This window comes from Sphingomonas plantiphila, from assembly GCF_046000505.1.
Taxonomy (GTDB): domain Bacteria; phylum Pseudomonadota; class Alphaproteobacteria; order Sphingomonadales; family Sphingomonadaceae; genus Sphingomonas; species Sphingomonas plantiphila.
On record NZ_JBELQC010000001.1, the window covers coordinates 698,330 to 712,444 of the forward strand.

The 14,115-nt window shown below is 69.2% G+C and carries 17 protein-coding genes and 1 tRNA gene; 14 read left to right on the forward strand and 4 right to left on the reverse strand.

Going from position 1 to position 14,115, the window contains the following annotated elements:
* Window positions 1-43: 43 nt before the first annotated feature.
* The gene (gene dapF, locus ABS767_RS03270; protein WP_408076935.1) at window positions 44-982 is read right to left on the reverse strand and encodes a diaminopimelate epimerase; all 939 of its coding nucleotides are present in this window, start codon (window positions 980-982) and stop codon (window positions 44-46) included.
* 104 nt (window positions 983-1,086) lie between these two features.
* On the opposite strand from dapF, the gene ABS767_RS03275 reads away from it, so the two are divergent.
* The 3 genes from ABS767_RS03275 to ABS767_RS03285 are packed head-to-tail and all read left to right on the forward strand — an operon-like array spanning window position 1,087 to window position 4,525.
* A complete protein-coding gene (locus tag ABS767_RS03275; protein ID WP_408076936.1) occupies window positions 1,087-3,588 on the forward strand; it encodes a DUF2339 domain-containing protein in 2,502 nt (833 codons plus the stop codon).
* Window positions 3,589-3,631: 43 nt separating this feature from the next.
* Complete coding sequence (locus ABS767_RS03280; protein ID WP_408076937.1) at window positions 3,632-4,054, forward strand: hypothetical protein; 423 nt, start codon at window positions 3,632-3,634, stop codon at window positions 4,052-4,054.
* 3 nt (window positions 4,055-4,057) lie between these two features.
* Window positions 4,058-4,525: a hypothetical protein gene (locus tag ABS767_RS03285; RefSeq protein ID WP_408076938.1), complete on the forward strand. Its 468-nt coding sequence runs from the start codon at window positions 4,058-4,060 to the stop codon at window positions 4,523-4,525.
* Window positions 4,526-4,529: 4 nt separating this feature from the next.
* Here ABS767_RS03285 and ABS767_RS03290 read toward each other — a convergent pair whose 3' ends face one another.
* Window positions 4,530-5,009 carry a DUF6456 domain-containing protein gene (locus ABS767_RS03290; RefSeq protein WP_408076939.1) on the reverse strand — a complete coding sequence of 160 codons (480 nt, stop codon included), beginning with the start codon at window positions 5,007-5,009 and terminating at the stop codon, window positions 4,530-4,532.
* A 90-nt stretch (window positions 5,010-5,099) separates the two neighbouring features.
* Between ABS767_RS03290 and ABS767_RS03295 the strand changes: the two genes are divergently transcribed.
* Together ABS767_RS03295 and ABS767_RS03300 are read left to right on the forward strand one after the other, a co-directional pair.
* The gene (locus ABS767_RS03295) at window positions 5,100-5,669 is read left to right on the forward strand and encodes a helix-turn-helix domain-containing protein (RefSeq protein ID WP_408076940.1); all 570 of its coding nucleotides are present in this window, start codon (window positions 5,100-5,102) and stop codon (window positions 5,667-5,669) included.
* A gap of 72 nt (window positions 5,670-5,741) precedes the next feature.
* Window positions 5,742-6,101: a hypothetical protein gene (locus ABS767_RS03300; RefSeq protein ID WP_408076941.1), complete on the forward strand. Its 360-nt coding sequence runs from the start codon at window positions 5,742-5,744 to the stop codon at window positions 6,099-6,101.
* 12 nt (window positions 6,102-6,113) lie between these two features.
* Here the strand turns inward: ABS767_RS03300 and ABS767_RS03305 are convergent.
* Window positions 6,114-6,189: transfer RNA gene (locus ABS767_RS03305), tRNA-Val, on the reverse strand.
* Between the two features lie 93 nt (window positions 6,190-6,282).
* Here ABS767_RS03305 and gltX point away from each other — a divergent pair.
* From gltX to ABS767_RS03350, 9 genes are all read left to right on the forward strand, one after another.
* A complete protein-coding gene (gene gltX / locus ABS767_RS03310; protein WP_408076942.1) occupies window positions 6,283-7,620 on the forward strand; it encodes a glutamate--tRNA ligase in 1,338 nt (445 codons plus the stop codon).
* Window positions 7,621-7,737: 117 nt separating this feature from the next.
* Window positions 7,738-8,406 (forward strand): energy transducer TonB, encoded by a 669-nt coding sequence (locus tag ABS767_RS03315; protein WP_408076943.1) that lies wholly within the window; start codon window positions 7,738-7,740, stop codon window positions 8,404-8,406.
* Between the two features lie 42 nt (window positions 8,407-8,448).
* The gene (locus tag ABS767_RS03320; RefSeq protein WP_408076944.1) at window positions 8,449-8,805 is read left to right on the forward strand and encodes a hypothetical protein; all 357 of its coding nucleotides are present in this window, start codon (window positions 8,449-8,451) and stop codon (window positions 8,803-8,805) included.
* Between the two features lie 14 nt (window positions 8,806-8,819).
* Window positions 8,820-9,764 carry a bifunctional diaminohydroxyphosphoribosylaminopyrimidine deaminase/5-amino-6-(5-phosphoribosylamino)uracil reductase RibD gene (ribD, locus tag ABS767_RS03325; RefSeq protein WP_408078639.1) on the forward strand — a complete coding sequence of 315 codons (945 nt, stop codon included), beginning with the start codon at window positions 8,820-8,822 and terminating at the stop codon, window positions 9,762-9,764.
* A 15-nt stretch (window positions 9,765-9,779) separates the two neighbouring features.
* Entirely contained in the window at window positions 9,780-10,388 is a 609-nt protein-coding gene (locus ABS767_RS03330; protein ID WP_408076945.1) for a riboflavin synthase, read from the forward strand.
* Entirely contained in the window at window positions 10,375-11,526 is a 1,152-nt protein-coding gene (gene ribB / locus ABS767_RS03335; protein ID WP_408076946.1) for a 3,4-dihydroxy-2-butanone-4-phosphate synthase, read from the forward strand. The genes ABS767_RS03330 and ribB overlap by 14 nt, the downstream gene beginning before the upstream one ends.
* Window positions 11,526-11,942: a 6,7-dimethyl-8-ribityllumazine synthase gene (gene ribH / locus ABS767_RS03340; protein WP_408078640.1), complete on the forward strand. Its 417-nt coding sequence runs from the start codon at window positions 11,526-11,528 to the stop codon at window positions 11,940-11,942. Before ribB ends, ribH begins: the two co-directional genes overlap by 1 nt.
* A gap of 52 nt (window positions 11,943-11,994) precedes the next feature.
* Entirely contained in the window at window positions 11,995-12,537 is a 543-nt protein-coding gene (locus tag ABS767_RS03345; RefSeq protein ID WP_408076947.1) for a GNAT family N-acetyltransferase, read from the forward strand.
* The gene (locus ABS767_RS03350) at window positions 12,534-12,998 is read left to right on the forward strand and encodes a hypothetical protein (RefSeq protein ID WP_408076948.1); all 465 of its coding nucleotides are present in this window, start codon (window positions 12,534-12,536) and stop codon (window positions 12,996-12,998) included. Before ABS767_RS03345 ends, ABS767_RS03350 begins: the two co-directional genes overlap by 4 nt.
* Here ABS767_RS03350 and ABS767_RS03355 read toward each other — a convergent pair.
* Entirely contained in the window at window positions 12,983-14,074 is a 1,092-nt protein-coding gene (locus ABS767_RS03355; RefSeq protein ID WP_408076949.1) for an alkene reductase, read from the reverse strand. The two genes, ABS767_RS03350 and ABS767_RS03355, sit on opposite strands and share 16 nt — an antisense overlap.
* Between the last annotated feature and the right edge of the window lie 41 nt (window positions 14,075-14,115).

The window sequence follows — 14,115 nt, forward strand, 5'->3', positions numbered from 1 at the left end:
TCACGATTGCGTGACTTGCTGAGCGCAGGGCGCAACTCCGCGCCTAGGCCCGCGCCGCGGCCCAGGCCGCCACCTCGTCCTCGCGCTGCCGCACAATCTTCAAGGCCCCGGCGCTTCCGGTCGCCGGATCGATGTCGATCGCGCCGTCCCATTCGAACGTCGCATTTCCCGCGATTGTCACTGCATCGCCTCCCGCAGGGCCCTCCGCGCACGCGCGCACCCGACCGCCGGGATTGAACACCGTCAGCCACTGCCCGAACGGCAGCCGCCCGGTCAGCCCCGCGGCATGCGCCGACGCCGCCATCGCGGTGCCGCAAGCGTTGGTCAGCCCGACGCCGCGTTCGAACGTCTGCACGAACAAATCCTGCCCGCGCACCTCGACAAAGCTCACATTGGCGCGATCGACGAGCAGGTCCGGCCCCGCCTCGCACCACGCGCCCAGCGCAACCAGCGCATCGACATCGACCCGATCGACGAATGCGATCAGATGCGGATTGGGCATCGCCAGCGCGGTGAAGGCGCGGTCGCTGGGCAGGCCGGGGATCACCGCGTCGATCACCGGCGCCGCGACGCGCAGGCCCACCGCCGCCGGGTCGGTCCGCACCGGCGCCACCGTCTCGCGCACCGTATAGACGCCGGGGGCTAGGCTCGCCTCGCGCGCGACCTGCGCATCGCTGGTCTTCAGCCGCACCCGCGCCGCATCGATCCCGAGCGCCTCGAACCCGGCCCGCGCCGCGCACCGCAACCCGTTCAGACAGGTCTCCGGCTCGGACCCGTCCGCATTGATGATCCGCATGCCGAAATCAGCGGAGTCCTTCCCCTCGGTCAGGAGTAGAATTCCGTCCGATCCCACCGGCCCCGCCCTATCGCAGAGCGTTCGCGCGATCCGCCCCCAGCTCGCATCGTCTAGCTGGAGGTCGCGTGCATCGATCAGGGCGAAGTCGTTCCCCGATCCGTGGCATTTGGTGAGGCGCAGTTCCATGGCTTCCGCTCTACGCGCGCCGGGCCGTGACGCAACCGCAGTTCGGCTTGGCCCGCGCAAACGGGCGCTGGCGTGACCCGCGCCAAGCTGCCACAAGGCGCGCGATGGACGGCATTCTGTTCCTCGCCGTGGTGGCCCTGGGCATCGTCGCAATTGCGCAGGGCCAGCGGTTGCGCGCGCTGACGCGGCGGATCGAATGGCTAGAGCGCGGTCAGCCCGCGCCCGCGCGACCGCTCGACCCGGTACGGTCGGCAGCGCCGCCACCGACCGCCCCCATCGCAACAGCCGCCCCCGCGCCGGTGCGGGCTGCCCCCGCAGCAGCGTCGCCGCGCCCGCCCGCCAAGGCCCCACCGCCGGCGCCCAAGCCGGGACCGGCGGCGGCCCGCCCCAGCCTCGAATCGCTGATCGGCGCGCGGTTGCCGGTGTGGATCGGTGCGGTCGCGCTGGTCGTCGCCGGCTTCTTCCTCGTGCGCTATTCGATCGAGATCGGCCTGCTCGGCCCCGGCGTGCGCACGATCCTTGCCGCCTTGTTCGCCGCATTGCTGGTCGCCGCGAGCGAGGCAGCACGCCGCATCCCCACGCTGCGCGACGATCCCCGCATCGCCCAGGCGCTGGCCGGGGCCGGCATCGCCAGCGCCTATGGCACATTGTACATCGCCGCCGCGATCTACCGCTTCATGGGGCCGCTGCCCGCATTCGGGCTGATGCTCGCGGTCACTGCGCTCGGCCTTGTTCTCGCGCTCCGCCACGGCCCGCCGACCGCAGTCCTCGCGCTCGCAGGCGGCTTCGTCGCGCCGCTCGTCGCGGGCTATGACGCGGCCGGGATCGGCCCGCTGCTGACCTATCTCGCGCTGTTCACCGCCGCCTTGTTCGGACTTGCGATCCACCGGCGCTGGCCGTGGCTCGCCATCGCCGCGACGGTCGCGGCGTTCGCCTGGGTCAATTTCCTGCTCTTCGCACTTTCTAACAGCATCCTCGACGCTCCGGCGGCGTTCGTCGTCGTCCTCGCCATCGCCGCGACCATCGCGCTTCCCCGCGCGGGAGCCACCGCGCGCTGGCTGCGCATCGCGCCGATGCTTGCCGGCCTCATCCAGATCTTCTTCTTCGCCCCCGAGCTTGGGTTCGACGCGATATTCTGGGGGTTCTACGTCATCCTCGCCGCCGCCGCGCTGTTCCTTGCGTGGCGAGATTTACAGTATCTGCCGGGCGCGCTCGCGGCGCTCGGCCTCGCGCTCGTTCTGCTCGCCCTGGGCCTGATCGTGCCGCATGGCGGCGTCACGCTGCTCGCTGCCCCCATCCTGGCCGCGCTGTTCGCGGTCCCGGGTCTCGCGCTGCTCGATCGGGGGCGGAGCTGGGCAGTCATCGCGATCGGCGGGCTCGCCGGTCCCGTGCTGCTCGCCAATCTTTACAAGCCCGGCCTGCTCGACACCTGGCAATGGGCCGCACTCCAACTCTCCGCCGCCGCGCTGGCGGCGTGGACCAGCTGGCGCCGGCGTACCGCGATCAACCAGCGCGATCCTGGTCTGATCGGCGGCGCGCTCGCCGCTGGCATCCTGGCCACGACGGGGATCGCCCAGTTCCTTTCGCTCGACTGGATCGCGGTTCCGCTCGCCCTCGCGACGATCGCGCTTGGCCTGTGGGCGCGACGGACACAGGATCAGACGCTGTTCGGGCTTCCCGCATTGGGCTTCGCTGCCTTGGTCGCCGCCGCGGTGATTCCGCTGGGCAGCTATGCGCTGCTCATCGCCGAGTCGGCGACCGGCGGCACGCTCCCGGCGCGCGCACTGCCATCGCTCACCGATGCGCTGCGCAGCCTGTTGCCCCCGATTGTCGCGGTCGCGGCCCTCGCTCCGGACGCGCGTCAGTTCGCCGAGATGCGCCGCGCCGTGCTCGGCCTCGCCATCGCCAGTGGCCTGATGCTGGCCTATCATCTCGCCAAGCTGCCGCTGGGGATCGTAACCGACGCGCAGTTCCGCGCCTGGGGGTTCGTGGAGCGCATGCTCATTACCCAGGCGCTGTTCGCCGGCGCTTGGCTCCTGCACCGCCGCAGTGCGATGTCGGCGCTCGCCACCGCGCTGTTCGCCCTCGCGGCCGCGCGCTTCCTGTGGTTCGACCTCGCGATTCTCAACCCGGTCTTCGTCGCGCAGCAGGTGGGCAGCGTGCCCGTGCTCAATGCCGCGGTGGCGCATGCCGCGCTCGCCGCCTTCTGGGCGCATGCCTTCCTACCCAAACCCGCCAGCGTGCGCGCAGCGATGGCGCTCACCCTGCTCGCCGTCCTCGTTGCGATGCGCCAGCTGGCACATGGTACGCTCCTCACCGGCCCCATCGGCACCGGCGAAACCTACAGCTACTCCGCCGCGCTTCTCGTCCTGGCGCTGGTCTGGCTCGGGATCGGCATCCGGCGCGGGGGGCGCGACCTGCGCCTTGCCGGACTGGCCCTGCTGACGGGGGTGACGCTCAAGGTCTTCCTGATCGACGCCGCCGCGCTCGACGGGCTGTTGCGCATCCTCTCCTTCCTCGGCCTCGGCGTTGCGCTGATCGGGATCGGCTGGGTTTACACCCGCTTCCTGGCGGCGCGACCGAAAGCGTCAGTGGCGGACGGCTGAGCGGCGCGGCACCAAGGGGCCACACCGAACAGGGAGTGAGCCAATGACCCGCACCGTCCATATCGCCGACCCCGCCCAGATCGACATCGACGCCGCGCGCAACATCGCGCTGTCGGGCGAGCTCGCCAGCTATGCCCGCGCCGCCGCCGACCCGCTCGCGATGATCGAGGCCGCCAAGCTGCTCGCCGCCCTCCCGCGCGAAGCCTTCGCCCCCGGCGCCACCACCCCCGCCGCCCTCTACGCCGAGGCGCGCCTCCTCGCCCGTGGCGATCGTGCGATGCTGGGCGAGATCAATGCCGTCCAATATGGCTTCGCCCGCCCGGCGACCGGCAGCTATGCCGCGGAAAGCTGGATCGTCGGCTATCGTGGCAACGGCATCGGCCTCACCGCGAAACCGCGCCCCCGCATGCAGTTCCGCATCGGCGCGCCGGTCTGGACCGGACCGAATGTCGCGAAGGTTGCCTAAGCCATGCGCGCCGCCCTCGCCATTGCCGCAGGTCTTTCCCTCCTCGCCGCCCCCGTCGCGGCGCAGGAGTTACCGCGCCCGGTGACCGGCGCGGAGATGCGCGCCGAAGCCCGCGCCATGGCGGCCGGCGATCCGGCGCTGCTGGCCGAGGTCGATGCCGCCGAAGCCGAGGCGACGCGCGGCATTCTCGGCAACGGACCCACCTCTATCCGCCAGAGCGTCCCGGCCGGAGGAAGTTGGTCGCTTTCGCTGAAGCGCAGCGCCGACGCGGCGGCGACGATCGCGGTGCGCCGGATCGGGGCCGCACCCGTCGCGCTCACGGTCCTCGACGCCGCGGGCCGCCAGCTGTGTACCGACGCCAGTGGCGGCACGATGCTCACCTGCCGCATCGCAGCGGGTGGCGGTCCCATCGTCGCGCGGGTCGCGAACACCGGCGCTGCCGCCGCCGATATCCTGTTGCTGATGAACTGACCGGTCAGGGCAGGCGGTAGTGATCCGCCAATCGGTCCAGCGCCAGGGTGAGCACGATCCGCCCGGTGCGCGCGGGCCAGGCCAACTCCTTTTCCGCCAGCGCCATGCTCTCGCCGGCGCAGATGACCCGCCACGCGATATCGGTCAGCCCCCCTCCCAAGGGGGCCATCGCCGCATCGAAGCGACGCTTCGCGGAAATCTGCGCCAGGGTCGGGTCGAGCCCGTCTGGCGGCCCGCCCCGACGCTGCGCGGCGGGCGCCGCATCCCACCGCATGGTGACGCGCGGCCCCAGCGCCGCCAGCTCATAGTCGGCGCGCAACCGCTCTCCCGCCTCGAACTGGCGTGCGTCCACCAGCCCGCGCGCGCGCAGCCAGGCCAGCGGCGATTCGGCGTCGTTGACGCTCACGCGCCGCCCGCTGCGCCGCGCCGGAGCGTGCCGCACAACATGCCCGTCCTCGATCGTCCGTTCGACCAGTTTCCGCATCCGCCACTCTCCCGTGCTGCGAATCGGGCTTGCCATAGCGTCACGCTTGTAGGAAAGTGATTTAACCGTATCGGTTATGTGGAGAGAGCATTGATCACCGCGATCCGCGAAGTTCGCCGCGCCAAGGGTCTGACATTGGAAGAGGTTGCGGCGCGCTGCGTGCCGCCGACCACCGCGCAGACGATCGGGCGGCTCGAGACCGGAACGCGGACCGTATCGGTCGCCTGGCTCAATCGCATCGCCGCGGCGCTGGAGGTGGATGCCGCCGATCTCGTCCGCCTGCCCGATCGGCCGGATATCGCCGTCGCGGCTTCGCTCGACGCCGCCGGGGCCCATCCGCTGCGGCGTCCGGCCACCGTCGCACCGCCGGTCGCGGAGGCGGATCTCGTCGCGATCACCGTCTCGGGCGGGATCGGCGACTATCGCGCGGGCGACCAGATCTGGTGCCGCCGCCTCGCACCCGACGCCTTTGGCCAGGCGCTCAACCGCGACGTGCTGATCCCGCGCCCGGCGGGCCGGTTCCTGTTCGGCCGTCTGATCGCCCATGAGGGCGGTGGCGGGCGACTCAACATCCTGCCGCTCGGGCCAGGTGCGCGCCAGCAGGTGGTCGCCGACCCGCCCTGGATCGCCTGCGCGGTGCGCCTGATCCGCCAGCTATAGGATATTGTCCTATCTTGCGTCGAATTGGCGACAGGCGCATGCTTTCGACATCCTTTTTAGGGGAGGATGCCCATGCGAATTGCCATCGGCCTGATGGCCGCGATGCTCGTTGCCGTGCCCGCGCTGGCGGAGCCCTGGGATTTCGTGCTCGTCAATGAAACCGGCAAGCCGATCAAGCTGATCGAGATCGCCCCGACCGGGTCGACCGACTGGAAGGCCGGGTTCGAGGAAGAAGGGCGGCGCGAGCCGATTCTGAAGCCCGCGGCGCGGACCACCGTCCGGCTCGATCGCCCGTCCAGCCAATGCCGCTACGATGTGCGTGCCAGCTACGAAGACGGGACGACCGAGGTCTTTTCGAGCGCGAACATCTGCGACAACAGCTATGTCACGATCAAGCTGACAGGCGGGAAACCGGCGATCTCCGCCAACTGATGGGCGGGGATCTGGTGGGCGCTGACGGGCTCGAACCGCCGACCCTCTCGGTGTAAACGAGATGCTCTACCAACTGAGCTAAGCGCCCGCAGGCGCCCCGATAGTGCTAAGTGCGGCCCGCGTAAACAGGCTGGATCGTCGGCACGTTCCATCGCGGCGCCAAATCGGCTAGCGCGCGGGGATGAGCAGCATGCCGCCCGTCGTCACCCGTTTCGCGCCCAGCCCCACCGGCCGCCTGCACGTCGGCAATATCCGCACGGCGCTTCACAACTGGATGTGCGCGCGCAAGACGGGCGGCGCGTTCCTGCTGCGCATCGACGATACCGACGCCGAGCGGTCGCGCGAGGAGTATGTCGCGGCGATCCGCGACGATCTCGCCTGGCTGGGCCTGACGATCGACGGGGAAGCGCGCCAGTCGCAACGGTTCGATCTCTACGAGCGCCGCTTCGCCGAACTGGTCGCCGCCGGTCGGGTCTATCGCGCCTATGAGAGCCAGCAGGAGCTTGAGCTCAAGCGCAAGATCCAGCTCGGGCGCGGGCTGCCGCCGATCTACGATCGCGCCGCGCTCGCGCTGACCGAGGCCGATCATGCGCGGCTGGCGGCCGAGGGCGCCGCGCCGCACTGGCGCTTCAGGCTCGACTCCGACGCGCCGATCGAATGGACCGACCTGATCCGCGGTCCCCAGCGCTTCGACCCAGCAACGATGAGCGATCCGGTGGTGCGCCGCGCCGACGGGTCGTGGCTCTATCTGCTCCCGTCGGTGATCGACGATATCGACCTGGGCATCACCCATGTCGTGCGCGGCGAGGATCATGTGTCGAACACCGCGGCGCAGTTGCAGATGTTCGACGCGCTCGGCGCCGAACCGCCCACCTTCGCGCATGAGGCGCTGCTGACCGGCAGCGAGGGCAAGCTGTCCAAGAGGCTGGGGTCGCTGGGCGCGGATCATTTCCGCGACGCGGGGATCGAACCGCAGGCGATCGTCGCGCTGCTCGCGCGACTCGGCACCAGCGACCCGGTCGAGCCCGTCGCGGATCGCGCGCCGCTGCTCGACAGCTTCGATTTCGCCCGCTTCGGCCGCGCGCCCGCGCGCTTCGACGAGGGCGAGCTCGCCCAGCTCAATTCCCGCATCGTCCACCAGCTGCCCTTCGATGCGGTCGCTGGCCGACTTCCTGCGGGCATGGACGCCGCCGCATGGGACGCGATCCGCCCGAATCTTGAAACGGTCGCCGGGGCTGCTGCGTGGTGGCAGGTGATCGAAGGACCGGTGGCGTCCGGCGTCGATCCGGAAGATCGCGAGTTCCTGACCGCCGCCGCCGCCCACGCGGAGACGATCGACTGGTCGGGGGATCCCTGGCACGCGCTGACCGGCGCGCTCAAGGAGGCGACCGGGCGCAAGGGGCGCGCGCTGTTCCTGCCGCTGCGACGTGCGCTGACCGGCCAGGATTCGGGTCCCGACATGGCCGCGCTGCTTCCGCTGATCGGCCGCGAGCGAGCCATCGCGCGCCTGCGCGGCTGATCGGGCTCGCGCGCCACGAACGGGGATAAGTCTCTCGACGAAACCATTTTGTCGCCGCTGTGTAATGGTATATCATGCTTCGAACCGGCACAGACCGGGAATGATGGAGAGCCTGTCATGCACACCGATCGCTACCAGCCATCCGCCAACCGTCCGGCCAGCGCCGGCGCCTCGTTGCTCGTCCTTGCCACCGTCGCCTTCGGCGCCACGCTGGTGGGGCCCAGGATCGTCCCCGACATCTTCAAAACCCCGCCGCTGGTCATCGAGCAATATCCGGTACCGACGCCGCCGCCCGAACCGGTCGATCCCGTGCGCGATCAAAAGCCGACGCCGGTGCGCACGACGCCGAAACCGCACCAGCCCGACTCGCTGGTCAAACTGTCCAGCGATGCCGGAGCGATCGACTCGACCCCCGATTTCACCCCCGTCACTATCGATCCGCCCGCAGACCCCGGCCCATCCAGCAGCGGCGTCACGATCGACCCTCCCCGCGCGCCGGTGCTGGTCGGCGCCAGCGTCGACCCGCGCTACGCCGATTCGCTCCAGCCGCCCTATCCGAACTCCGAAATCCGTAACCAGACCGAAGGGAAGCTGACCGCGCGGGTGCTGGTCGGAGTCGACGGGCGGGTGAAGGACATCGAGATCACCCGCTCACCCAGCAAGGGTCTCGCCGACGCGACGCGCCGCCACGCCCTCGCCAAATGGCGCTTCAAGCCAGCGACGCGCGACGGCGTTCCCTATGAAAGCTGGATGACGATGTCGCTCAATTTCCGGCTGGTCGACTGAGCGGGGCTGGCCCATGCGCGCCACAGCCCCTATCTTGCCCCCATGAGATTCTTCAAACCCGATCGCCCGGTCTCGCCGGTCGGCGCGCTGGCGGATTTGCGGAGCGTGCTCCGCATCCGCCATCGCTACCAGGTCTGGTTCCTGCTCGCCGCCGCGATCGTCACCGGTCTGATCCTGTTCGGATTCTACAAGGATTCGCTCTTCGTGGCGCCGTACAAGCGTGAGATCATCTATTTCGAGAACTGGCGCGCCGACCGCACGCTCGACGAGATCATCGCGCAGCAGAAGATCGACGAGCCGATTCGCCAGAAGCGACTGGCCGAGGAAAAGGCGCGCAAGGAAAAGCGCCGCCAGGAATATAAGAAGATCGACGACAAGCTGAAAGAAATGGGCATTTGAACGACGGCGCGTGGATGGGCGCCGCCCTCGCGCTCGCCGAACGCGGGCGCGGGCGAACCGCGCCCAATCCCAATGTCGGCTGCGTGATCGTCGCGCATGATCGCGTGATCGGGCGCGGCTGGACCCAGCCCGGCGGGCGCCCGCATGCCGAGGCGATGGCGCTGGCACAGGCCGGCCCGGCAGCGCGCGGCGCCACGGTGTATACCACGCTAGAACCCTGCGCTCACGAATCGCCGCGTGGCCCGGCCTGCGCCGATTTACTGGTCGATGCGGGAGTCGCGCGCGTCGTGGTGGCGCTGGGCGATCCTGATCCGCGTACCGATGGCCAAGGCATCGCCCGCCTGCGCGCGGCGGGGATCGACGTGACCGCGTCGATTTGCGCCGATGGGGCGCGGCGCAGCATGGCGGGCTTCCTCACGCGGCGCGCACACGGTCGCCCGCACGTGACGCTCAAGCTCGCCACGTCGCTCGATGGCTGCATCGCGCTGGCCAATGGCGAGAGCCGCTGGATCACCGGCCCGCGCGCGCGGGCGCATGCGCATCTCGAGCGCGCCCGGCACGAAGCGATTCTGGTCGGTCGCGGCACGCTCACCGCCGACGATCCGAAGCTGGATGTGCGCGTGCCGGGACTCGAAGATCGCGGGCCGCGTCGTATCCTGCTTTCCACGCGCGCCGAACCCGGTTGGGAGCAGATCGCCGCGCCGGACGCCATCGCGTCGCTCGCCGGCGTCGACCATCTGCTGGTCGAGGGCGGTGCGCAGACTGCTGCCGCGTTCCTGCGTGCCGACCTTGTCGATCGCCTGCTGCTCTACCGCGCGCCGATCCTGCTCGGCGGCAAGCCCGGCCTCGCCGATCTCGGCCTCGACACCCTCGCTCCGGCGCATGGCTGTTGGCGGCTTTACGACGCGCGCATGCTTGGCAGCGACCGGATCGAGGTCTACGAGCGCGTCAAAGGATAGGGCCAGAAGAGCACGATGTTCACCGGAATCATCACCGATGTCGGCACGATCGAAGCGGTCGAGAACCGCGGCGATCTGCGCATCCGCATCGCCACTGGCTATGATATGGCTACGGTCGACCTCGGCGCATCGATCGCCTGTTCGGGCGTGTGCCTGACCGTGGTCGACAAGGGTCCGGGCTGGTTCGCGGTCGATGTCTCGCACGAAACCGTGTCGCGCACCGCCGCGCAATGGAGCGATGGGCAAAAACTCAACCTCGAGCGCGCGCTGCGGGTCGGCGACGAATTGGGCGGTCACATCGTCACCGGCCATGTCGACGGCGTCGGCACCGTGCTCGGCATCTGCCCCGAAGGCGATTCGAAGCGCATCGGCATCGCGGTTCCCGCCGCGCTCGCGCCGTTCATCGCCGCCAAGGGGTCGATCACGATCGACGGCGTCTCGCTGACCGTCAACGAAGTCGCCGACCAGCCCGACGGCACCGCGCACTTCGCGATCAACCTCATTCCGCATACTCAGGCCGTCACCACCTTGGGCGCCCTCGCCCAGGATCAGGCCGTCAACCTGGAGATCGACGTGCTCGCCCGCTATCTCCAACGCATGGAGGCCGTACGTGGCCAAAGCTGAACAAGCCAATGAAGTCCGGCGCCTTCCCCACGCCTTCCTCTCCTCGCCCGAGGAGATCATCGATGAGGCGCGCAACGGCCGCATGTTCATCCTGGTCGATGACGAGGATCGCGAGAATGAGGGCGATCTGATCATTCCCGGCCAGATGGCGACGCCCGACGCGGTCAACTTCATGGCCCGCCATGGCCGCGGCCTGATCTGCCTGGCGATCACGCAGTCGCGCGCCGACCAGCTCGGGCTGGAGCCGATGTCGCGTCGCAACGGCACCAGCATGGGGACCGCCTTCACCGTGTCGATCGAGGCGAAGGAAGGCGTGACCACCGGCATCTCCGCGGCCGACCGCGCACGCACCATCGCCGTCGCCACCGACGGGACCAAGAGCGCCGCCGACATCGTGTCGCCCGGCCATGTCTTCCCGCTGGTCGCGCGCGAGGGCGGGGTACTCGTCCGCGCCGGCCACACCGAAGCCGCAGTCGACGTGGCGCGGCTGGCCGGACTCAACCCGTCGGGCGTGATCTGCGAGATCATGAAGGACGACGGCACGATGGCGCGGCTGGACGATCTCGTCTCGTTCGCGCAATTCCACAATCTCAAGATCGGCACGATCCGCGATCTGATCGCCTATCGCCGCCGCTACGATCACCTGGTCGAGCGGCGCGCGGAGACAATGTTCACGAGCCGCTGGGGCGGCGACTGGCGCGCGATCACCTTCTGGAACAAGGCGACCGGCACCGAGCAGATCGCCCTGACCAAGGGGCACATCGATCCGGACAAGCCGACACTGGTTCGGATGCACGCCCTGTCCGCGTTCAGCGACATCTTCGGCGACGCCGACAAGCGCGGACATCTGCTCCAGCGGTCGATGGAGATCATCGGCGCGGAAGGCGCGGGCGTCGTTGTGGTCATCAACAAGCCGCGCGCCGACGCATTTACCATGGCGGTCGAGCGCAAGGCCGGCAAACGCAGTGACAGCGACATGGAAGAATTGCGCGACTATGGCGTCGGCGCGATGATCCTGAGCGAATTGGGCGTCGAAGAAATGGTGCTGTTGACCAACACGCACCACACGCTGGTCGGTCTCGACGGCTATGGGCTGCGCATCGTCGGCGAGCGCGCGATCGATCTGGAGGGCGAATGATGGCGCATATCCTGATCGTCGAAGCGCGCTTCTACGACCATCTCAACGACATGCTGCTCGCCGGCGCGCGCGCCGCGATCGAGGCGGCGGGCCATTCGCATGAGACGATCACCGTTCCGGGCGCGCTGGAGCTGCCGGGCGCGATCGTCATGGCCGAGGATACGCAGCGCTTCGACGCCTATGTCGCGCTCGGCGTGGTGATCCGGGGCGAAACCTATCATTTCGAGATCGTTTCGAACGAGAGCGCACGCGGGATTATGGCGCTGACGATGGACGGCATTCCGATCGGCAATGGCGTGCTGACCACCGAGGACGAGGCGCAGGCGATCCGCCGCGCCGATCCCGCGCAGCTCGACAAGGGCGGCGGGGCGGCGGAAGCTGCGCTCGCGATGCTGGCGCTCAAGCAGCGGCTGTGATGCTCCGGTCACACTCGCTTGATGGTGGCACCGGCCACTGCAGAGCCCCAGGATGACCCACCCCGTCCTGTTTACGGAGCGGCTGATCCTGCGCCGTCCGGCGGCGGAAGATCTCGACGGCTGGGCGGCCTTTGCCGCCGATCCTGTGGCGACCACGCATCTCGGCGGACCGGTCGACCGCGCCACCGCCTGGCGCCAGCTGTGCACCATGGCGGGCGCGTGGGAGATCGATGGGTTCGCGATGTTCAGCGTGATCGAGCGCGCGACCCGCAAATGGGTCGGGCGGCTCGGCCCGTGGCAGCCCGAGGGCTGGCCCGGCACCGAGGTCGGCTGGGGCGTCGCGAGCGAGTTCGCGGGCAAGGGCTACGCGCATGAAGGTGCGGTCGCGGCGATGGACTATGCCGTCGATGTGCTCGGCTGGACGCATGTCATCCACACCATCGCGCCCGAAAACACCCGCTCGATCCGGCTTGCCCAACGATTGGGATCGACCAATGGCGGGCGGGTGAGCCTTCCCGCGCCCCATGCCGATGTCACCGTCGATGCCTGGGGCCAGAGCGCAGAGCAGTGGCGCGCGGGGCGGTCCTCCCGGTGACCGCAATGCCGCCCAGCCGCTACAAGGTGGTCGAGCGGGGGCGGCGGCTGGTGGTGATCGATACGCTGACGGGACGACCCGCCAGCCCGGAACATGGTTCGGTCGAAGCGCCCGCACCGCGGAGCCGGGGCAAGCCACCGTCCACAACCGGCACCCGTCCGGTAGAGGAGCTTGCGGCGCGCCGCATCGACGATCGCAGTGGTGCGGCAATCGTGACCACATCGCCGCTGTACGACCTGAAGGCGCCGCGCAGCATCGTGCTGGACGATCGCTTCAACGATCGTATCGGCAAGGCGATCGGCGGCTGGATGATCGGGCTGTTCAGCGGCCTCGGCTTCGCCATCATCTTCTTCCCCTGGCTGATGGTCGTGCCGGTGATCGCCCTGCTCCAGCCAAAGGTCCGCGCGGCGATCCGCCAGTGGATCACTTCGCGGCTGGACGAGGTTCAGGCTGCTTCCTGATCCGCCAACGCCGGATAGTCGACATAGCCTTCCGGCCCCTGGCTGTACCAGGTCGCCATATTGCTCTCGTTGAGGGGTGCGCCGGTGCGAAGCCGTTCGGGCAGGTCGGGATTGGCAAGGAAGGTGCGGCCAAAGCTCACCGCGTCGGCAACGCCGCTGTCCAGCGCCGCCTGCGCCTGCTCACGCGTCACATAGTCGGAATTGACGACCAGCGGACCGGCAAAGGCCTTGCGGATCGCCGGGCTCAGCTTGGGCACTTCGGTGCGGCCGAACGTGCCGTCGGGTCCCGGCTCGCGCAATTCGAGGAACGCGATGCCGAGTTCGGACAGACGCGCGGCCGCGGGGACGAACAGCCTTTCGGGATCGCTGTCGTCGACTCCCTGGCTTGCTCCGTTGGGGGACAGGCGCACGCCGGTGCGGTCGGCCCCGGCGACCGACACGACCCGCTCCGCGACCTCGCCGAGCAGGCGGATGCGGTTCTCCACGCTCCCGCCATACCGGTCGGTGCGCAGGTTGGCGCCGTCGCGCAGGAACTGGTCGATCAGATAGCCATTGGCGGCATGGATCTGCACGCCATCGAACCCGGCCTTCAGCGCGTTGTCGGTGGCGCGGGCATAATCGTCGAGGATGCCGGGAATCTCGTCGATGTCGAGCGCACGGGCCATTTCGGAGGGCTGGCGGCCCTCATAGGTGTGCATATGCCCGGACGTCTGGGTGGCCGAGGACGATACCGGCTGCTCGCCCGTGACCGAGCTATGGACCTGGCGGCCCATGTGCCACAGCTGCGCGACGATGCGCCCGCCTGCGGCATGGACCGCCGCAGTCACCGGCTTCCACCGATCGACCTGCGCATTGGTCCACAGGCCGGGCGCGAATGGCCAGCCCAGCCCCTGACGGCTGATCCCGGTCGCCTCGGAAATGATCAGGCCGGCCGACGCGCGCTGCGTGTAATATTCCGCCATGATCGGCGTCGGCACCGCGTCGCGATCCGCGCGGCCGCGCGTCAGCGGCGCCATCAGGATTCGGTTGGGGGCTGCGATCGCGCCGAGGCGCAGGGGGTCGAACAGATCGGGCATATGGGTTTTTCGCTCCACAGGGTTGCGTTGCAACAAACTTA